Genomic DNA, 19691 nt, shown 5'->3' with positions numbered 1-19691 from the left:
TCGTGATTCATTTTACTCAAACAAGCGACTAGACAAGGTTTTCTTAGATGGCTCGGGCAACTAAACCGCTGGCATGGCATTGAAATTCTCTGACTTACCACAGCTATATGCCCATGCTTTCGACACCGTGATCGATGTCCGGAGCCCGGCTGAGTTTGCAGAGGATCATCTGCCCGGTGCGATCAACCTGCCGGTTCTGGACAATGCCGAACGCGCCCGGGTCGGAACGATCTACAAGCAACAAAGCCCGTTTCTGGCCCGCAAACTTGGGGCGGCTTTGGTGTTTCGAAATGCGGCCAATCATATCGAACACAGCCTTAGCCATCATGAGGGCGACTGGCGGCCACTGGTCTATTGCTGGCGCGGTGGGCAGCGGTCCGGGTCGTTTGCGTGGACGTTGCAACAGATCGGTTGGCGAGCCGAGGTCATTGAAGGCGGGTATCGAACCTATCGGCGTCTGGTAAACGCTTATTTGTATGAACATTCATTGCCGTTTCGACTGATCGCACTGGATGGCTATACCGGCACGGCCAAAACCGAGTTGCTGCATCATTTGCAGCGGCGTGGTGTTCAGGTCGTCGACCTGGAGCGGTTGGCCAATCACCGGGGCTCGTTGTTGGGTGAGATGCCTGGTGGACAGCCCAGCCAGAAAGCGTTCGAGTCAGCGCTTTCCGCTGCTTTCTGCGCGCTTGATCCGGCACGCCCGGTTGTGGTTGAGGCGGAATCCTCGAAGATTGGCGAGCGAATCCTGCCACCCAGCTTGTGGACGGCGATGTGTGCCGCTCCGCGCATTCAGATCGTTGCGCCGGTTGCGGCACGGGCCGCGTATTTGATGCAGGCTTATGATGATATCCTGTCCGATAGTGCGCGTTTGCGCGATCGCCTATCCCCGTTGCGGGTTCACCGTGGGCATGAGGTGGTGGATGCATGGCTGGCATTGATCGATGCGGGCGACAAGCGCGCGTTGACCCGTGCATTGATCGAACAGCACTATGACCCGGCCTATGCCAAGTCGCGCCGTGCTCATCCCGTAGACCCCGTTGCGCGGGTCGAGGTGCAAAAGCTGGACGGCAGCGGCCTGAGGCACGCGGCAGCAGAGATAGAAACCGCGCTGGATCAGCTTTGAAGGCGCAGCCCGGGCGTGTCGGTCAGGTGACCGATCCTGACCGCCGGATAGCCCGCCGTCTGCAGCGCGTCTAACATGGCGTCTGCGTCGTCTCGTGCGACTGCGGCCAGCAAGCCGCCTGCAGTTTGAGGGTCAAATAGCAGGGCCGCCTTGCCATCCGAGGGAAGCCCGGGTGCGATGGATCGGTTGTCAGAAAACAGTGTCGAATGAACACCGCCGTTGCTCAGGTCAATCGCTCCAGGCATCACCGGAACCGCGTCCAAATACAGTACGGCGCCACAGGCTGAGGCGTCGCATATGCCTTGCAGATGCCCGGCAAGCCCGAACCCTGTGACATCCGTCATCGCCCGGGCCCGCGACAATATCTTCGCCGCCCGGCCTTGTGGCTGGGTCATCAGCTTGTAAGCTTCTGCGACATCGGCTCCATTTGCCTCTCCTGCCATTTCTGCGGCCATTAAAACGCCGCTTCCGATGGGTTTGGTCAGGATCAGAACATCGCCTGGCCGCCCCCCAGCCAATGTGATCGGCGGTTCAGGGCACAAACCGGTGATGGTGAAGCCCAGGGTCATTTCGTCCCCCATCGAGCTATGGCCGCCCACGATCTCGGCCCCGGCGTCCTGTATGATCTCATTGGCAGCGGTCATGATCTCGGACAGGGTGCGTTCCTGCAATATGGCAGACATGCGCGGCAAAATGATGGTGGCGGTTGCGGCTTGGGGTTGGGCCCCCATCGCCCAGATATCACCAAGCGCATGGACAGCCGTGATGCGCGTCATCAGAACGGGATCAGAGGTCAGGCTGCGCAGATGATCCGTTGTCATCACTTGTTGCGCCTTGCCCGTTGTTAGCAGGGCGGCATCGTCACCGGGTAAGGATGTCACATCCGAGCGGACGGGTTTCGGCAGAGCGTGTAATACGCGTTGCAAGGCCCCTCGACCCACTTTGGCCCCACAGCCGCCGCACATGGGCTTGTCTCCCAATGCCTCAGACATCCCGTCAGCGCGGTCGCGCGGCAATGCAGGGGGGGGCATGTGGGGCAGATCGCGGAACTTGTCCATGAAACTCTGGTCGATGCGATTTTTCCACCGCCACATCATGGGGCCGCTGAAGGACCGGCCCAGACGTTCTCCCAAAGCGGATTTTTGGCCCAGAGAGATCAGTTTCAGATAGTCCTTCTGCGGCACATAGCGCCGCATCCTCCCAGCCCCCAGCGCAGCACGTAGGTTGTGGAACAGAACCGGAGCCTCACGCACCGCGAACACACCCGCCTTGGGGCGCGGGTTGTCGCTCAGGTGGGCGCAATCACCGGCGGCGAAGATGGCGGGATCACTAGACTGAAGATGCCCGTTCACACGGATAAAGCCCTCGTAAAGGTCCAGACCTGTGCGGGCGATCCAGTCATAAGGCCGGGCGCCAGCGGCCCCGGTGACAAAGTCGGCCTCGATCTGCCGTCCATCTTCCAATTCGATATGGTCTGGCGCGATATGTGCGATGGCGGATTGCTCCAGAACGTTGACACCAAGATCATCCATCGCCCGGCGGATTGTAGCTGCGGCTTTGGGTTCGGTCGCAGACAGGGCCGCCGAATTGTCGATCAGCGTCACCCGCGCGGGACGTTGTCGGGCTTGCAGCGCGTGGGCCATTGCCATTGCCAGTTCAACCCCGGCAACACCGCCGCCGATCACAACCACGGCGGCGGGGCCGGGCTTGCCCAGATACGCGGCCCAGCGGCTGGCGAAGGGGCCCAGGGGTTTGGCAGGTACTGCGTATTCCGTAAACCCTGGCATGCCGGGCATATCTGATGTGATCCCGACATTGACCGAGGCGACATCGAACGCAACCGGCATTCGACCGGGGATATGGATCAGTTGCTGATCGGTGTCGATAGCGTCGACCGACCCCAGAACAATCCGCGCATCCGCAAAACGCGCCAGCTTCACCAGATCAATGTCCAGTTCAGACCGCGCGTAATGCCCTGCAACATAGCCCGGCAACATTCCGGAATAAGGCGCGGTCGGGCCGGGGTTGATCACCGTCACCCGCGCACCGGGCAGTGGATTCATCCCCCATTTGCGCAGCAGCAGCGCATGCGTGTGCCCTCCGCCAATGAGAACCAGATCGCGGGTCAGGGGCAGCGGAGGATTTTGCATAGGGCTCAGTTCGTGCTGTGGTCCGGGACGTCTTCGACCTGCTCGACTGCGTGGGTGGCCCAAAGCTCATCCTCGCCCGCATCTGGCAGATCGCTGGGCTTTTCATGGCGGTGAACATGCCATTTTGCAATGAACAGGGCCGTGATCGGGGCCGTGAGGAACAAAAATAGCGTGATCAGCAGCTCGTGCAGCGACAGCTTGCTTTCCAGCAGAACCGAATGGCAGATCGAAGCCAGAAGCACGCCGCCAACCCCCAAGGTTGTCGCTTTGGTGGGGGCATGCAGACGCGACATCGGGTCTTTGAGCTTGACCATTCCGAAGGATCCGACAAAGCCAAAGATGCCCGATACGATCAGAAAGACGGTGATCAGAAGTTCGAAGAAAAACGTCATCCCGCCCTCACTCGATAATATTGCCGCGCAGCATGAAGCGCGCGTAGGCCACGGTTGAGACAAAGCCTAACATGGCGATGATCATGGCGGCCTCGAAGAAGATTTCGGTGCCCTGATCAAGCCCGTAGAGGATCATCAGCGCGATGGTGTTAATGACCATCGTGTCCAGTGCCAGAACGCGGGTGCCGACCCCATCTGCGGTGATGATCCGCCACAGGCACATCAGGATTGCCGCTCCGAAACAGGTGAAGGCGAAGTAGATGGCGTATTCGATCATTCGAAAATCTCCTTCAGGCGGCGTTCATAGCGTTGTTTGATCTGGTCCCGAACAGCCTCGGGCTCAGGGGCGTCCAGACAGTGAACCAGCAGGTTATGGCCTTGTGCCGACAGATCGCAACTGACCGTGCCAGGGGTCATAGTGATGGTGCCCGCCAGTACTGTGATCGCTTCGGGTGTGCGCAATTCTAGCGGGACGCAGATCCAGTTCGGTTGGCGATCCGCATCTCGCTTGAACAGGATAATCCGGGCGACGGTAATGTTGGCCATCACTATGTCCCACAGGACCACCAGAATATACTCCACTACCATTGGCCAGTTATGCAGTTTTGGACGATCCGGCCAGTAGGGTTGCGTGATAAAGGGGATGATGATCCCCAGGATGAGGCCGAAGACCAGCGAGTTCAAAGACCCGTTATTGGCCAGCAGGACCCACACAACTGTCAGCAAAAAAGTCAGATGCGGATGCGGGAATACGCGACGCAGCAGCTTGATCATTCTTCCACTCCCAACACAGCCGAGATGTAGTGCTCGGGCGTGAACAATTGTTCAGCGGTTTGGCTTGTATAGTCCAGTGCGGGTCCGGCAAAGATGGTCAGCAGGATCAGCCCGGCCACCAGACCAAAGACTGACGCAAAGGCCAGACCCGGTTGCGGTTCAGGTGCGGGCAGGGGGGTGGCCTCCTCCTCCGGCGCTTCCTCAGAGCCGACGTGTTCGGCATCGTGGCTTTTCCAGAAGATCAAAGACCCGGCCCGCGCCAGTCCGACGATTGTCACGAAAGACCCGATCAGAACAACCGCCCATACCGATGTTGAATCCGACGCATCGCGTGCGGCATCCAGAACCAGCAGCTTGCCGATAAAACCCGAGAGGGGCGGCATACCGGCCATGGCGATGGCCCCCACGAAAAACAGTCCCGAGATCAGCCCGGTCTGCGCCATGGGTGTCATCGGGGTGATGGCCCCGCCACGCCGTTCCATAACCAGATCGGCGATCAAGAACATGAGTGCCGTCGCCAAAGTCGAATGGAACACATAGTACAGCGCGGCTGCGCTGGCTTGCGGCGTAAACAGCGAGATTGCAATCAACAGCGTTCCCATTGAGGCGATCGCACAGAACGCAACCATCCGTGCAATGTGTTGTGAGCCCAGAATACCTATGGCTCCGACGGCAAGGGTGACCAGAGCCGCCGGTTGCAACCAGTCGCCCGCCAGCCCCTGGGTTGCTTCGACCTCGGGTCCAAAGGCGAGTGTGTACATCCGAATGATCGAATAAGCACCGACTTTGGTCATGATCGCAAACAGGGCGGCCACGGGCAGTGGCGCATTGGCATAGCTAGCTGGCAGCCAGAAATGCAGCGGTAGAACGGCGGCCTTGATACAGAAAACCAGCAGCAACAGCACCGCGCCCACCCGCAACAGGGCGGTATCTTCAGCTGGCATCTCAGCTACACGAAGGGCAATGTCGGCCATGTTCAGCGTGCCTGTCACACCATAAAGCGTGCCCAAGGCAAACAGGAACAGGGTCGAGCCCAGAAGGTTGTATGCGACATACTGCACGCCGGCTTTCAGGCGAACAGAGCCGCCCCCGTGGGTCATCAGACCGTAGGAGGCAATAAGAAGGACCTCGAAGAACACAAACAGGTTAAAGGCGTCGCCGGTCAGGAAGGCCCCGCACACGCCCATAAGCTGGAAATGGAACAGTGCGTGGAAATGTTTCCCTCGATCATCCCAGCCCGAGGCGATGGCATAGAGCACTATGGGCAGGGCCAGCAATGCGGTCAGCAGTACCATCATGGCCGATAGCCTGTCCAACACCATGACAATGCCAAAAGGGGCCGGCCAATCGCCTAACTCATAGACTTGAATATCCCCGCCTGACGCCTGCGCGGTGATGGTCAGTGCGATACCCAGCAAGGCGACAACACCCGCGACCGAGAAAATACGCTGCAGATCCAGATGATATCGCAGGACCATGATGATAAACGGAGCCAGGATCGCAGGAAGGACGATCGGCGCAACGATCCAGTGGTTCATGCGTCTTCTCCTGGCGCGTCCACGCTGTCATGCGGGCTCATATCGATATGGTCATCTTTTGACGATAGGTAGGCCGACAGTGCGATCATCACGATCACAGCGGTCATCCCGAACGAAATCACGATGGCCGTCAGCACCAGCGCCTGCGGCAGTGGGTCGGTATAGGGGACATCCTTGTATTTGTTCAGAACGGCAGGCGCGTTCAACGCCAGACGCCCGGTGGCAAACAGGAACACGTTCACCGCATAAGTGATCAGGGACAGGCCAAGAATGACCGGGAATGTCCGTCGGCGTAGGATCAGGAAAATCCCGGCGGCGGTCAGAATGCCTACGGCAGAGGCAACCAGCGCTTCCATCAGGCCTGCTCCTTCTCTTCGTCTTGTTCTGGTGGATCATCCCGTAGCGGGTTGATATCCATCGGGAATTCCTGCGCCATGCCCGGCCGCCATGCAAAGCGCGACAGGCTATCGAGCGCCAGCATCACGGCGCCAAGAACTGCCAGGAACACGCCCGTGTCGAACAACATGGCGGTGGCCCATTCGAACTCTTCCAGTGGCGGCCAGTTGATATAGCCGAAATCGCTGGTCAGGAAGGGACGTTCATTGAACCACGCGCCCAAACCGGTGGCCGCAGCGATCAATACACCCCAACCGATGGTGCCGTGATAATAGAACCTTTGTCGTTCGATGGCCCAGGTGTAGCCGCTGGCCATGTATTGCATGAGGAACGCAATCGCCACGATCAGGCCGGCGATGAAACCACCCCCGGGCTGGTTATGACCGCGGAAGAAAATGTAAGCGCCCACCATCAAGGCAATCGGCATCATCACACGGGTTGCGACAACCATCATCAGCGGATGCGAGTCCCCCGATTGCGGCCAATGCGGTTTGCGGTTCAGCAGGTAACCACGCACATTTGTGCCCAGTACAGCCTCGGTCAGGGCAAATATGATCAGCGCCGCGATGCCCAGCACGATGATCTCACCAAAAGTATCAAAACCCCGGAAGTCGACCAGAATGACGTTTACCACATTGGTACCGCCGCCGCCTTTGTACGAATTCGCCAGATGGAACTCGGAAATCGTAGGAAAGGCAAAGTCGCGCAGCATGATTGCATAGATCAGGGCTCCTGTCCCCAGGCCGGCGACAACGGAAATTGCAGCATCCCGCCAACGCCGCGCCGCACTGCTGTCCCACGGTGTCTCGGTGGGCAAAAAGTTCAGTGACAACAACAGCAGGATCATCGTCACCACTTCGACCGAGATTTGGGTCAGCGCCAGATCCGGGGCCGACAGATAGTTGAAGGCAACCGAAACGATCAGGCCAACAACGCCGATCAGAACCAGTGATAGCAAGCGGTTGCGATGGAACCACATGATCCCCAGGGTTGAGCCGACCAGGCAAATCCAGCCGATGATCGGGATGAATTGCGCAGGCAACGGAATGCGGGTCTCAACGCCGATCGTGCCGGTCGTGTAGGCGTAGTAGCCTAGCCCAACTGTGAAAGCGACAAAGATGATAGCATAGCGACTGAGCACACCGTTATGGAGCTCATCCGTGATCCAGCGGCTTAGCTGTGTGAAGCGGTTGATCAGCGCCTCGAAGATCAACTTGGCCTCGGGGCGGGGCAGAGCGTTCCAGAACCGTTCGCAATGCTTGTGCAGCCCCAGCAGGAACAGGCCCCCCAGCGTCGCGACGACGGACATGAATAGGGCAGGTGTGAATCCATGCCAGAGTTTGAGTGAGTAATAGGGCAGTTTCTCGCCGCCGATAACAGCGCTTGAAACTACGGCAACCAAGGGACCGACGATTGTTGCTGAGTTCAGGCCGATCAGGATCACCAGCACCACAAGGAAGGCCGGCGCGATCCACAACCCAACCGGAGGGTCATGGGGGTGGGCAGGGTAGTCGCTGCGCTCACGGCCAAGAAACACGTGACCGACAAATCGGAACGAATAGGCCGCCGAAAACAGCGCCGCCACCAGGGCCAGACCCGGCACAAGATAATGCAAGTGCAACCAGGTGGTATGCACGGTTTCTTCCAACATCATTTCTTTCGATAGGAAGCCGTTCAGCGGTGGCAGACCGGCCATCGAAAGTGCTGCAATCGTGCCGATTGTGAAGGTGACTGGCATAAGGTGACGCAGCCCACCGAGCCGTTTGATATCCCGCGTACCGGTTTCATGATCGATGATCCCGGCGGTCATGAACAGGGCTGCTTTGAAGGTCGCGTGGTTGATGATGTGGAAGACGGCTGCCACTGCGGCGAACTTGGTGCCAAACCCAAGCAGCATGGTGATAAGTCCCAGATGTGAGACGGTCGAAAACGCAAGCAGAGCCTTCAGGTCGTCCTTGAACAGCGCAATCACCGCGCCGATCAGCATGGTCACCAGACCTGTCGTGGCCACGATATAGAACCACGCATCGGTGCCTGACAGAACCGGCCACATCCGCGCCATCAAAAATAGACCTGCCTTCACCATCGTGGCCGAGTGCAGGTAGGCCGATACCGGCGTCGGTGCCGCCATCGCGTGCGGCAGCCAGAAATGGAACGGGAACTGCGCCGATTTGGTGAAGCAGCCCAGCAAGATCAGGATCAGCGCGGGCAGGTAGTAGGGTGAGGCCTGTATCAGCTCTTTGTTCTGCAGAATGACGCTGAGGTCGTAGGACCCCACGATATTGCCCAGGATCAGCATCCCGGCGATCATCGCCAGCCCGCCGCCGCCTGTGACTGCAAGTGCCATCCGCGCACCCTGTCGACCTTCAGGCAGGTGTTTCCAATAGCCGATCAGCAGGAAGGAACTGAGTGAGGTGAGCTCCCAGAAAATCAGCAAAAGCAGGATGTTATCGGATAGTACAATGCCAACCATCGCGCCCTGGAACAGCAAGAGATAGGTGTAAAATTGTCCCATCGGATCTTCGCGCGACAGGTAGAACCGCGCATAGAGGATGATCAGTAGGCCGATACCCAAAATCAGCAGGGCAAACAGAAAGCCCAGCCCATCCAGCATGAAATTCGCGTTCAGACCGAGGTTTGGAATCCAATCAAATCGCGCCGTCACGACCTCGCCACGCATTACGGCCGGGATGTGGATCAGCAATCCCATTAGGGCAAGGAAGGTGGTCAACCCAGCGGCAGAGGCGGCTGCGTTTCGTCCTGCCCGGATCAAAAGGGCTGGAAAAACAGCTCCGAGAAAGGGAAGAGCCGCGATAAGGAATAGGGACAAGTGCGATACTCCGGTGTGGGCGGTCGATATGACTGAATTCTGAAGGATAATTTATTGGCTGCCGGGAAATTGCAAGGTTTCGAAAAGGACTAAAGGACGTATTTCGGGCGGAACCCTGCTGCGTGATAATGACGCGAACTTGATCGTGGTGGCCATTCTTGACCAAAGCGTCTTCGTCTTTGATGTGTTACAACAAGGCGGTCAACGCAAAAGGGTGCCGCATGGCTGAGAATACAAACCGCGCCCGAAGGTGGGTTTTGCTGGGGGGCGGCGCGGCCCTGGTCGTTGGCTTTGCAATCCGCGAATACCGTTTGATCCCACAGAATTATTCGGGCGGTCAGCTTGATGTCGCGCGGGCGCATCAAAGTGCGGTCTCAGGTGACATCCTGCTGGTTGATATTCGCACCCCGCGCGAATGGAAGGCGACAGGCATCGCGCAGGGCGCGCAGCCGCTGGATATGCGCCGGGATGATTTCGTGCCAGCTTTGCTGCAATTGACCGGCGGGGATCAAGCCGGACCGATTGCCCTGATCTGTGCGCGCGGCGTGCGGTCAGCGCGGCTGAGCAATCAACTGACCGAGGCGGGATTTACCAATATAATCGACGTGCCGGAAGGTATGCTGGGATCAGCGGCAGGGCCGGGTTGGGTTCGGTCCGGATTACCGGTCGAGACGTATTCTGAGGAGACCTGAGCAAGATGAAGTACTGGTTGTCTGCCTGTTTGGTCGTTGCGGCCCAGTCCGCATATGCTGATTGTGGCCCGGATGAAGGCACGTGCAAGACCGCCTTGGGCGAATATCACATCGAACTGCCCAGTGCCGAAAACCCGCCTTTGCTGGTGTTCTTGCATGGCTATGGCGGCAGCGGCTCCGGCACCATGAACAACCGCAGCATGGTCGAGCCCTTATTGGCCCGTGGATACGCCGTCATGGCCCCCGAGGGGCTGGAGCGACCGGATCGCGGCGGCACCAAAAGTTGGAACTTTTACCCGGGCTTCGGCGAACGGGATGAGACTGTCTTTCTAAGCGAAGTTGTAAGCGATGCGGCAGAGCGGTTCGGCATCGATAGCGATCGCGCCGTTCTGGGCGGGTTCTCGGCCGGAGGGTTCATGGTGAACTACCTGGCCTGCGACGCGCCCGAGACCTTCTCGGCCTATGTGCCGGTTTCCGGCGGGTTCTGGCGACCACATCCAGAAGCCTGCAATGGGCCGGTGCGCCTGTTCCATACCCATGGCTGGATAGACAATGTTGTGCCGCTCGAAGGACGGCTGCTTGGGGGTGGTCGTTTTCATCAGGGTGATATCTTTGCCGGGCTTGAAATCTGGCGTATTGCCAACGGATGCGTTGACACCAAGCCCAGCGGGTTCACCACGACCGGTCCGTTCATGCGCCGGTATTGGAGCGGCTGCGCTGATGGCAGCGCGCTCGAATTTGCTCTGTTCCCGGGCGGCCATACCGTTCCCAATGGTTGGGCGGACATGATGGTGGATTGGTACGAAGGTCTGCCCGGCGGTTGATTACTCTGCCGGTGTCATGCTGCTTTTACCTTCGATCAGACGTTTCAGCTCATCGCGATGACGACGTGCTGAGCGGGTGATATCCGGCTCGGCAAAGTCCTCGCGCATTCCGACCATCTGGCGTGCAGCCCCTGCAGAGACACCGCTAAGTGCTGAGAGCGGAATCGCAAATGCCAAGCTGATCGCAATCGGGGCCAGCCAAACCGAAACCAGTCCGGCCATAATCCCTACACTGAGCGCGACGCCGCTAACGGTTTCCAATGCATGGCAGAAGATCAATGTGCGCAGACTATAGCTGCCTCCGTTACGCGCCTGCGGGGACCAACCTTTTTGCAGGCCCAAGGCGGTGCGGAACACGGCAATCATCTGCTGCACCATCAGGATCGGCGCGTAGAGGATCGATAGGATGACCTCGAACAGGAACGAGGTAAAGAACCGCCGCCAGCCACCGAAATCTGAATAGCGGACACCGCTCAGCGGCAGGGCGGCCACGCCCAAGACTTTGGGGGCCAGCAGCATGGCATACATCACCAGAATGATCAGCACGTGGCGGGTTTCGCTCATCTCGGGCCATTGCGGGAACAAAGGGTTGTCGGGGCTGAAATAGTGCAGAACCGACGCTTCTTCGCCTTGACCGATCAGCGCCCACATCAGCAGCAGCGCAAACCATAGCGGTGACATGAGATAGCCGACCGCACCATGGAACATGTGAAACCGCGAGACCGAGCGGAACCCGCGCGAGCCAAGCAGTTTCAGATGTTGCAGGTTCCCCTGGCACCAGCGGCGATCCCGCATGGCGTGGTCGATGAGGGTGGGTGGTGTTTCTTCGTATGATCCACGGATGCGCGGCAGGAAGCGCACTCCCCACCCAGCACGCCGCAGCAGACCAGCTTCGACGAAGTCGTGGCTCATGATCAGCGTGTCTTGCCCGTTGAACGAACGCAGCTTGGGCAAGCCCGCACAAGTAGCAAAAGCTTTGGTGCGGATGATGGCGTTATGACCCCAGTAATTGCCTTCTTGTCCGCACCAACGGGCCAGACCTTCGGCAAAGGCAATACCATAGACGCCATTGGCGAATTGCTGCATCCGCGCAAAGACCGACTGCGCGCCGATCAGTTGCGGATAGCTTTGGATCAGCCCCGCACTGGGGTCACGGGCCAGAGAATCCGTCAGGCGGGCGATGGCGCGTCCGGTCATCAGACTGTCCGCATCCAGCACCAACATCGCATCCCAATCGCCACCCCAGCGGCTGACCCAATCGGCGATGTTGCCCACTTTGCGGTCCGTGTTCTGTCCGCGGCGGCGATAGTAGAGTTTCAGATCGGGGGCCAGCGTGGTGCGCAGCGCCTCGATACTGGCTTGTTCCTGTGCGGCGATTTCGGGGTCGCGTGTATCCGACAGGATGAACATGGCGTATTCGTGCCGTCCGCCGCGTGCGCGCAGCTGTTCTAGCATGGTGCGAGCATTGCCCAGTACAAACCATGGCACTTCGTTGTAGATCGGCATTAACAAGGCGACACGCAGCGGCTGCGCGCGAACCTGAGCGACCGGGCGTTCTTGCCGCGAAAGCGAGATCATGCCCAGCAGGACGGTGCAGACCGTGAACGAGATCCAGAAGAAGTTGAATGAGATCAGCGCCAGCAGAATGCCTTCGACCAGGTTGATACCTTCGGCCCCGAACCAGTCGGTCATCACCCATAGCAGGCCAAGTGTGGCCGCCATGGCCGGTGAGAAAGCCAGCGCGCGCCAGAACCCGGCTGAGCGATGTTTGCTTAATGGCACCTCGGCATCGCGGAACCCGGCGCTGAAATCCTGCGCGGGCATGGCCAGCGGCGCCTCGGGTGGCATGATATGCAAATCGCTGTTCATGCGGTCCAACGATACAGCCACACTTCGGAGGCCGGGCGTTTGTTGACCCGCAGTTGTGCACGCAGTTCGACGTGGTCACGTTCACCGGGTTGGAAGGAAAACGCCAGACGCACACCGCCAGTATCGGGGTTGCGTTGCAACACACCGTCCGAGGTTTCCGCATGAGGCGAGTTGGCAAAGATGGTAACCGCGTCCAGATCATCAAACAGCTCACTGGGTTCGAAATCGATCACGGCCAGACGGCCTTCGCCAAAGGTGTTTTCACCCATCGCGGTGTTGATCACACTCGGCATTGGGGTGCGCTGCGGTTCTTCACCCCAAATCAGACGATAGGTCAGATCAACTTGGCTACCAGCAGCATAGGGTTCTGCCGGACGCCAATAGGCAACGATGTTGTCGTAGATCTCCTGATCGGCGGGAATCTCAACCAGTGTTACCGTGCCTTTGCCCCAATCAGAGCCGGGCTCGACCCATAGACTGGGGCGCTTGTGATAGTTCGCCTCAAGATCTGCATAGTCTGAAAATGCGCGCTTGCGCTGCATCAGACCGAACCCTTGGGGGTTGGTATCCACGAAGGACGAAATTTGCAGGCGGGTCGGGTTGGCCAAAGGCCGCCAGATCACCTCTCCCGCGCCGTTGCGGATCAGCAGCCCGTCGCTGTCATGGACGGCGGGGCGGAAATCATCAAAGCGGCTGTGGTTGGTTTGATCGAACAGGAACATCGAGGTTCCGGGCGCAATGCCGACATGATCCAGTTCGGTACGTGGGAACAAGGTGGCCTCGACATCCATGATGCAATCGGCCCCTGCGGTCACGTTGAACCGGTAAGCCCCGGTCACACTGGGGCTGTCCATCAGGGCGTGAACCACCATGTTGCGTTGGCCCGGTTCCGGGCGTTCCAGCCAGAAGCGAATGAATTCGGGGAATTCCTCGCCATCCGGGTCGCCGGTTTTCAGCGCCAGACCGCGTGCGGACAGGCCGTAAACCTCGTGCAGACCGATGGCGCGGAAATAGCTGGCCCCTTGCCAGACGCAGAACTCATCGGTTTCACCTGGGCGGTGCATTTCGGTGCGCAGACGCAGGCCAGAGAAACCCAGGGTTTCGTCGATGGGAAGGGTCGGGACCTCTTCGGCCTTGTCGAACATCTCAAGATCGAAAGCGACCGGCTTGGCCATCCCGTTCTCGACGGTCGAGACCTGAATCGTGCGCGGGAAATACAGGCCGGGCGTGAAGAAATCGACGTTGAAAGGTGTCTCGGTCTCGTACCAGAGCGCGCGGTCCAGCCGGAACCTGATCGAGCGGTATTGTTGATAGGTCAGGTCCTGCCATTCCTGCGGTACCATCTCACGCTCGGCAAAGGGGCGGCTGGCCAGTTCGCGGGCCAACTCGATCACATGGTTGCGGTCAAACGGCACTGCACCGCCAGAGGCAAAGGTGGCCGGCGCCAGCAATAGCGCTGAAGTAGAAGCCAGAAATGCGCGGCGCGTCAGGGTCATCTCTTTGATTTCCAAGGCTGTGATTTGAACCAAGCCGCCAGATAGGCCACCGCGATGATCATGGCAAAGCCAATCGTGTTGGCGGCGAAGACGGTGGCAAAATCCCGCCCAGCCTGATCCAAAGCAACGCCGATCAGGCGCGCTGCAGCCATCGAAAAGACGAAGACGGCGAGTGACTGCTGACCCACTTTGGTGATCAGTTTCAACACCACCTGCCAGATGCGCGCACCAAGGCTGTGCCCCGAAGCGATCAGGCGGTGTCCATGTTCACCGGCGACGACCCAACCCAGATAGGCCAGTGACAGGAAGTGGATATAGCGGAACAGGCCGAACTCGGTCTTGCCGCGCAGTTCCTTGGTCAGGGGCCAGATGTCGCGGATTTGCTCGGCCAGGCCCGGGGCCGCGGATTGTACCCACAGAAATACCTTCCAGGACCCAATCGGCGCGGACAGAACCAGAAAGGCAATCGCTGCCCAGATCAGCGTTTTTGAGACCGTAGGGGCCGGGATCCAGCCACGCATGAAGGCAAAGCCGGTGAAGAACAGCAATTGCCAGCCAAACGGGTTGAAGAACCATTGACGATCCGACCACGGCTCGGCTGGAAGCGCCAGTGCGCCGGTTTGCGCGATAAACCAGATCGCCACGGAAACGGCGACCATCAGCCAGAAGTTGACCCGATACAGCGCCATGTAAAGCGGCATCATTGCCAGAACCACCAGATACATCGGCAGGATGTCAAAGTAGTTCGGCACATAGGTCAGCGTGAAAATCCCCACCATCTGAGAGGCCGGGTCCTTATAGAAGTGCTGAAGGTTCAGGGATGAGATGTAAGTCTTTTCAAACGCACCGGTCTGGTCCAGTGCGGCCATGGTCATGGCGACAAAGAAGAACAGACAGATATGGGCCCAATAGACTTGCCAGATGCGGAACGCCACGCGAGCCGTACCCATCCTCCAACCCTTGCGCAGAAACGCACCGCCAAAGGCGATGGCCGAAGCCATGCCGGAACAGAACACAAAAATCTCGGTCGCATCAGAAAACCCGAACCGGGCCGGAATCCAACTTGTCCAAGGATTGCCCGGGATATGGGCCACCAGAATAATGAACATCGCAATTCCGCGGTAAAAATCCAGTCGCGGATCGCGTATCGTGGCCGGGGCAGCCGAATGGGCCGCCGCAGGCGCAAAATCAGAAGCGGGCGAAATAGTCGCCATACGTTTTCTGTCCTTCTTGGTCTTTTGGTTATTCAGCCGGGACGCTTTGTGCGTCTCCGCTGTCGCGGGCCGCTTCGATCAATGCACGGCGCGCTAGTGCGTAATTGTCCTCACCCCCGGCGCGTTTCGCGCGGCGATCATCCAGAATGCGCTCGACCGCATCCAGACGACCAGCACGCAGGCCGGAATCAATTGTGATGCGCTCGAATACATCACGCTGGGCGTGGCTGCCACCGGCCAGTTGCATACCGGCCCGAGCGGTTGACAGGAAGTCAAAGGCCGCGCCGTAGAGCCCGTCGCCAAACGCCTCAAGCCCCTTGGCGGCTGCGATGCCCGGATCAGACATGCGGATCGGGGTGTCGCCCTGATTGCGCTGCGCATCTTTCTGGATACGCTGCAGCATTTTGCCGGTCGCATCTCCGCGATTGTCACCGGTCAGAGCCAGCAGATAGTGCAGGTCGGCAAAGATCAGACAGCCATCTTCGGTTCGGGCGGCGCTGAGATCGGCCAGTTCTTCCCAGCGGTTGCCGACATCGACGCCCTCGAGCTCCAACCGAGACAGCAGCGATGTGGCGTTCGAGATGTCGCGGTAATCATCCGTCTTGTCCTTACGGATATGTTGGTCATAAAGCGCCATCACCTGATCGACCTGACCCAGATCCAGATGCATCAATGCCTTGTGCCACCAGACGTGATAGCGGAAATTGTTGCAGTGCGCCCAGGCGTCTTCGCGCCCGGCCAGCCAATCTAGGCCCAACTGGGCATTGCCCGTCATCTCATGCACATGGGCCACCGCATGCAGGCCCCAGGCATCGTCCGACACCATCCAAAGCGCCTGGCGCCCGGCAATCTCGGCCTTCTGGTAGGCGCCGGTTTCTTCCAGCGCAAAGGAGTGGCAACCCAGCAGGTAGCCGCGCCCGGCATGATCGGGCTCATAGGCGGGCAAGATGCGTTCGATCGACCGCCGCATCCCCTCGGCATCCCCCAGAACAAACCGGGTCGCATGGCTGAGTTTCATCGCCAGCGTATCAGTTGGATGGGCGCGCAGAATCTCTTCGAACTTCTGGATCGCCTGCGTGGGTAGGTCGGACAGATAAAGCGACAGGGCCTCAACATACAGCCGTTCGCGGGCTGATACGGGTTGGCGTTCCATCGCAGTGGTGGCCGCAGTCAGCGCTTCGGTCGCAACGGGCAGCATTTCGCGCCGCCCCAGCAGAACCATGAACAGGCCCTTGATCGCATGGCCAAGGGCAAAATCCGGTTCCAGCTCAAGCACCTTACCCAAATGCTGAGGGGTGATTGCTGCATGCGCCATGAACCCAAGCAGAACACCGTCCCACGCTTCGGCGCTGGCCGAGTGGGTCAAAGTGTTTATCTGTCCAAAAACGTCTTGTTTCATACTTGGGTCCAATCCGACTGAGATATTCGACACTGTTTGATTTATCAGAGTGTGCGGGCGCGTCGTAACAGTATCGACCCTGCTCTCGAATTGGTGAAAACCCGTGTGTGCGAAAATTGAAAAAAACCGCCGATTCAAGGGCATGTTTCAGCAACTTGCCGCCGAAATGGGCAAGTGTTTCAGTCTTCAAAGGGGTTTTCAGCGCCTAAAATGTCATCAGTGTCTGCACCGAACAGCGGCGGGGCGTGCCGGTATGTTACAGGCGTGCGGGACAGTTTCAGCGGATTCCCGATCAGATTCACCTCACCCGGTTCGGCTTGCATGGTGATCTGCATCTCGCGCGCATCCACCTGATCGGTGTCGAACACCTGATCCAATGTCTGTACCGGACCAACAGGGACTTTTCGAAGTTCGAGTTCGGTGATCACGGTTTGCGTACTGTGTGACTGGAGCGCAGGCCGCAGGATAGCATTCAGTGCTTCGCGATGCTCCAGCCTGACCGGGTTGGTGGCGAAACGCGGGTCATCGGCCAGGTCGGGATGGCCGATGAAATCGCAAAAACGGCGGAACTGGCTGTCATTGCCAACAGCCAAAATCACGTGGCCATCGGCGGTCTGATAGACCTCATATGGCACGATATTGGGATGTCCATTGCCACGTCGCTGAGGAACATCGCCCGAGGTCAGATAGTTGACGCCTTCGTTGATCAGCCAGGCCACCTGCGAATCCACCAGCGCCAGATCGACCTGCTGCCCTTCACCGGTCAGATCGCGGTGGCGCAGGGCGGCCAGAATGCCGACAGCGGCGTACATTCCGCACATGACATCAGAGATGCCTACGCCTACTTTCATAGGCGCGCCGTCGGGGTCGCCGGTCAGTGACATGATCCCACCATAGCCTTGTGCCATCAGGTCATATCCGGGCTTGCTGGAATTGGGTCCGGTTTGGCCGTAGCCGGAAATCGAACAATAGACGAGGCCGGGAAGATCCTGCGATAAGCTGTTGTAATCCAGCCCGTATTTCGCCAATCCGCCGGGTTTGAAATTCTCGATCAGGATATCAGCATGCGAGGCCAGACGCTTGATTTCGGCCTGCCCCTCGGGCGTTGCAATGTCGACGGCGACGGATTTCTTGTTTCGATTGGCCGACATGTAATAGGCGCTCAGGTCCGAGCGGTTGCCTTCGGCATCCGTCACATATGGCGGGCCCCATTGCCGCGTGTCATCCCCGCCCGAGGCCGGGTTTTCAACCTTGATGACGCTTGCGCCCAGATCGCCCAGCAATTGTGTGCAGGTCGGTCCGGCCAGAATGCGAGACAGGTCCAGTACTTTGACGCCTTTCAGCGGCCCGTCAGATGCGGCCATCATATCCTCCACGCTCGATCTCGGCGGCGATCACAGTGAAGCGGTCGGCCTTGACCGCCTCTTGCAACGCCGACCGCAGTTCTGCGCGGTTGCGAACAGTATGTCCATAGCCTCCGAAGGCGCGCCCGATGGCTGCAAAGTCGTGGCGGTCGAAATCAACACCCCGATTGCCCATCTGGCGCTGGCGCTGTTTCAGCTCGATCAGCGCAAGACTTGCATCGACAAAGACCAGAAAGATTGGATTGCCGCCCAGCTCGGCGGCGGTCGACAGCTCTCCGGCCACCATTAGAAACCCGGCATCGCCCGAGAAGCTGATGACTGGTCGATCCGGTTCGGCCAGTTTCAAACCGATGGCCATGGGCAGCGCACATCCCATCGTGCAAAGCGCCGAAGACTGGATCAGCCCGCGCGGCTCGTGACAATCCCACATCTGGCTTAGAAGAATGCGGTGCGCCCCACTGTCTGCTGTAGCAAGAGTGTTTTTAGGAAGGGTTGCGCGTGTCTCGGCGATGACTGCGGCAGGCCCCCAGTCGTCGTCTTGCGGGAAGGCTTGCGCCAGCGCTGCCTTGACCTGAGCGGGTTCACCACCGGGCCAGGTGGCGCGGGCGGGTGTGCCTTTGGCCATGGCTTCAAGGGTTTCGCCTGTATCGGCCACCAGGTTCAGCCCGGCCTGATGCATGTAGTGATCATTGACCACAGCCGAGATATCGATGACGCGCTTTTGGTCCGGATCCCAGATTTCACGCCAGCCGGGGCGCATCTCGATCGGGTCATAGCCCAAGCACAGAACCAGATCGGATTGTTCGATCAGCGGGATCAAATGCTTATCAGCCAAAGGCGACAGCCCTGCACCACCCAGACAAAGCGGGTGATCTTCGGGGACGACACCCTTGGCCTTGTAGGTTGTCACAAAGGGGATGTTGAAATGTTCCAGAAACGCCTGCACCACGCTGCACGAGTCATCGTAAAGAACGTCCAGCCCAATGATCGCCACGGGGCGCTCAGCCTCGGCCACCCAACGACGCGCCTTGTCGAGGCAATCGCCTTCCGGGGCCACGGCTGCGACCTTGGCCAAACGCCGACGCTTGGTCGAAGACACGCGCGTATCGGCAACCGAGATTGGTACATCGATATGTACCGGGCCGGGTCGGGGTTGGTTGGCCAGGGATACGGCCTTATCCGCAATGATATCAGCGCCTTCCGAGGTCATCACAAAGGTGGCCTTGGTGATCGAGCGATAGACCTGACTGTGATCCATCACTTGATGCGTATAGGTCAACGCCTCATCGGGATCGACGCAGCCTGTCAGGACAATCATCGGCACCCGATCCTGAAACGCGTTGGCAACAACGTTGATCCCGTTCATCGCGCCCGGACCAATGGTGGCAACCAGAATGGCGGGCGCGCCGTCGCGGTGATGCACGGCCTCGGCCATGAATCCGGCCGCGTTTTCATGTTTGGCCAGATGAAAGGTGATCCCTGCCTGTTCTAATGCGTCGACCAGCGTCAGAACCTCGCCGCCGGGCATGCCAAAAGCATGACGGCATCCGGCCTCATACAAGCGTTGTGCCAGCAAATCAGCCGCGCGTGGGGACAGGTCGTGCATCAATCAGCTCCGGAATTTTCT

16 protein-coding genes are annotated in these 19691 nt (G+C 59.0%); 3 read left to right on the top strand and 13 right to left on the bottom strand.

Annotated features, from left to right (window positions below; translation table 11 throughout):
- Positions 1 to 73 precede the first annotated feature (73 nt).
- On the top strand, positions 74 to 1126 hold the full coding sequence (mnmH, locus tag AC2FGE_RS11915; RefSeq protein WP_496819432.1) for a tRNA 2-selenouridine(34) synthase MnmH: 1053 nt from the start codon (positions 74 to 76) through the stop codon (positions 1124 to 1126).
- Here mnmH and selD read toward each other — a convergent pair.
- The 7 genes from selD to AC2FGE_RS11880 are packed head-to-tail and all read right to left on the bottom strand — an operon-like array spanning position 1117 to position 9206.
- Complete coding sequence (selD, locus tag AC2FGE_RS11910; RefSeq protein WP_496819431.1) at positions 1117 to 3276, bottom strand: selenide, water dikinase SelD; 2160 nt, start codon at positions 3274 to 3276, stop codon at positions 1117 to 1119. The genes mnmH and selD overlap by 10 nt on opposite strands.
- 5 nt (positions 3277 to 3281) lie before the next feature.
- Entirely contained in the window at positions 3282 to 3668 is a 387-nt protein-coding gene (locus AC2FGE_RS11905) for a Na+/H+ antiporter subunit G (protein WP_496819430.1), read from the bottom strand.
- Between the two features lie 7 nt (positions 3669 to 3675).
- On the bottom strand, positions 3676 to 3945 hold the full coding sequence (locus tag AC2FGE_RS11900; RefSeq protein ID WP_170532030.1) for a K+/H+ antiporter subunit F: 270 nt from the start codon (positions 3943 to 3945) through the stop codon (positions 3676 to 3678).
- Positions 3942 to 4439, bottom strand: a complete 498-nt coding sequence (locus tag AC2FGE_RS11895; RefSeq protein ID WP_496819560.1) for a Na+/H+ antiporter subunit E — start codon at positions 4437 to 4439, stop codon at positions 3942 to 3944. The genes AC2FGE_RS11900 and AC2FGE_RS11895 overlap by 4 nt, the downstream gene beginning before the upstream one ends.
- Positions 4439 to 5980, bottom strand: a complete 1542-nt coding sequence (locus AC2FGE_RS11890; protein WP_496819429.1) for a monovalent cation/H+ antiporter subunit D — start codon at positions 5978 to 5980, stop codon at positions 4439 to 4441. Before AC2FGE_RS11890 ends, AC2FGE_RS11895 begins: the two co-directional genes overlap by 1 nt.
- A complete protein-coding gene (locus tag AC2FGE_RS11885; RefSeq protein WP_496819428.1) occupies positions 5977 to 6336 on the bottom strand; it encodes a Na+/H+ antiporter subunit C in 360 nt (119 codons plus the stop codon). Before AC2FGE_RS11885 ends, AC2FGE_RS11890 begins: the two co-directional genes overlap by 4 nt.
- Positions 6336 to 9206 carry a monovalent cation/H+ antiporter subunit A gene (locus AC2FGE_RS11880; RefSeq protein WP_496819427.1) on the bottom strand — a complete coding sequence of 957 codons (2871 nt, stop codon included), beginning with the start codon at positions 9204 to 9206 and terminating at the stop codon, positions 6336 to 6338. Before AC2FGE_RS11880 ends, AC2FGE_RS11885 begins: the two co-directional genes overlap by 1 nt.
- 221 nt (positions 9207 to 9427) lie before the next feature.
- Here AC2FGE_RS11880 and AC2FGE_RS11875 point away from each other — a divergent pair, with 221 nt between their 5' ends.
- Together AC2FGE_RS11875 and AC2FGE_RS11870 are read left to right on the top strand one after the other, a co-directional pair.
- On the top strand, positions 9428 to 9898 hold the full coding sequence (locus tag AC2FGE_RS11875) for a rhodanese-like domain-containing protein (protein WP_496819426.1): 471 nt from the start codon (positions 9428 to 9430) through the stop codon (positions 9896 to 9898).
- A 5-nt stretch (positions 9899 to 9903) separates the two neighbouring features.
- Positions 9904 to 10722, top strand: coding sequence for a CE1 family esterase (locus AC2FGE_RS11870; RefSeq protein ID WP_496819425.1), 819 nt, complete (start codon positions 9904 to 9906; stop codon positions 10720 to 10722).
- On the opposite strand, the gene mdoH is transcribed toward AC2FGE_RS11870, so the two are convergent.
- From mdoH to AC2FGE_RS11840, 6 genes are all read right to left on the bottom strand, one after another.
- Positions 10723 to 12591 carry a glucans biosynthesis glucosyltransferase MdoH gene (gene mdoH / locus AC2FGE_RS11865; protein ID WP_496819424.1) on the bottom strand — a complete coding sequence of 623 codons (1869 nt, stop codon included), beginning with the start codon at positions 12589 to 12591 and terminating at the stop codon, positions 10723 to 10725.
- The gene (locus AC2FGE_RS11860) at positions 12588 to 14087 is read right to left on the bottom strand and encodes an OpgD/OpgG family glucan biosynthesis protein (RefSeq protein ID WP_496819423.1); all 1500 of its coding nucleotides are present in this window, start codon (positions 14085 to 14087) and stop codon (positions 12588 to 12590) included. Before AC2FGE_RS11860 ends, mdoH begins: the two co-directional genes overlap by 4 nt.
- Positions 14084 to 15301, bottom strand: a complete 1218-nt coding sequence (locus AC2FGE_RS11855) for an OpgC family protein (protein WP_496819422.1) — start codon at positions 15299 to 15301, stop codon at positions 14084 to 14086. Before AC2FGE_RS11855 ends, AC2FGE_RS11860 begins: the two co-directional genes overlap by 4 nt.
- A 28-nt stretch (positions 15302 to 15329) precedes the next feature.
- Entirely contained in the window at positions 15330 to 16700 is a 1371-nt protein-coding gene (locus AC2FGE_RS11850) for a tetratricopeptide repeat protein (protein WP_496819421.1), read from the bottom strand.
- Between the two features lie 179 nt (positions 16701 to 16879).
- Complete coding sequence (locus AC2FGE_RS11845) at positions 16880 to 18064, bottom strand: CaiB/BaiF CoA transferase family protein (protein ID WP_496819420.1); 1185 nt, start codon at positions 18062 to 18064, stop codon at positions 16880 to 16882.
- Positions 18051 to 19670 (bottom strand): thiamine pyrophosphate-binding protein, encoded by a 1620-nt coding sequence (locus AC2FGE_RS11840; protein WP_496819419.1) that lies wholly within the window; start codon positions 19668 to 19670, stop codon positions 18051 to 18053. Before AC2FGE_RS11840 ends, AC2FGE_RS11845 begins: the two co-directional genes overlap by 14 nt.
- Positions 19671 to 19691 lie beyond the last annotated feature (21 nt).

The sequence above is a fragment of the Ruegeria sp. YTSA075 genome, from assembly GCF_059610245.1.
This window is presented reverse-complemented; position numbering and strand designations above follow the sequence as displayed.

Coding starts and splice junctions, on each gene's coding strand:
- mnmH (WP_496819432.1), top strand. CDS start 74: ATGGCATTGAAATTCTCTGACTTACCACAGCTATATGCCCATGCTTTC.
- selD (WP_496819431.1), bottom strand. CDS start 3,276: ATGCAAAATCCTCCGCTGCCCCTGACCCGCGATCTGGTTCTCATTGGC.
- AC2FGE_RS11905 (WP_496819430.1), bottom strand. CDS start 3,668: ATGACGTTTTTCTTCGAACTTCTGATCACCGTCTTTCTGATCGTATCG.
- AC2FGE_RS11900 (WP_170532030.1), bottom strand. CDS start 3,945: ATGATCGAATACGCCATCTACTTCGCCTTCACCTGTTTCGGAGCGGCA.
- AC2FGE_RS11890 (WP_496819429.1), bottom strand. CDS start 5,980: ATGAACCACTGGATCGTTGCGCCGATCGTCCTTCCTGCGATCCTGGCT.
- AC2FGE_RS11885 (WP_496819428.1), bottom strand. CDS start 6,336: ATGGAAGCGCTGGTTGCCTCTGCCGTAGGCATTCTGACCGCCGCCGGG.
- AC2FGE_RS11875 (WP_496819426.1), top strand. CDS start 9,428: ATGGCTGAGAATACAAACCGCGCCCGAAGGTGGGTTTTGCTGGGGGGC.
- AC2FGE_RS11870 (WP_496819425.1), top strand. CDS start 9,904: ATGAAGTACTGGTTGTCTGCCTGTTTGGTCGTTGCGGCCCAGTCCGCA.
- mdoH (WP_496819424.1), bottom strand. CDS start 12,591: ATGAACAGCGATTTGCATATCATGCCACCCGAGGCGCCGCTGGCCATG.
- AC2FGE_RS11860 (WP_496819423.1), bottom strand. CDS start 14,087: ATGACCCTGACGCGCCGCGCATTTCTGGCTTCTACTTCAGCGCTATTG.
- AC2FGE_RS11855 (WP_496819422.1), bottom strand. CDS start 15,301: ATGGCGACTATTTCGCCCGCTTCTGATTTTGCGCCTGCGGCGGCCCAT.
- AC2FGE_RS11850 (WP_496819421.1), bottom strand. CDS start 16,700: ATGAAACAAGACGTTTTTGGACAGATAAACACTTTGACCCACTCGGCC.
- AC2FGE_RS11845 (WP_496819420.1), bottom strand. CDS start 18,064: ATGGCCGCATCTGACGGGCCGCTGAAAGGCGTCAAAGTACTGGACCTG.
- AC2FGE_RS11840 (WP_496819419.1), bottom strand. CDS start 19,670: ATGCACGACCTGTCCCCACGCGCGGCTGATTTGCTGGCACAACGCTTG.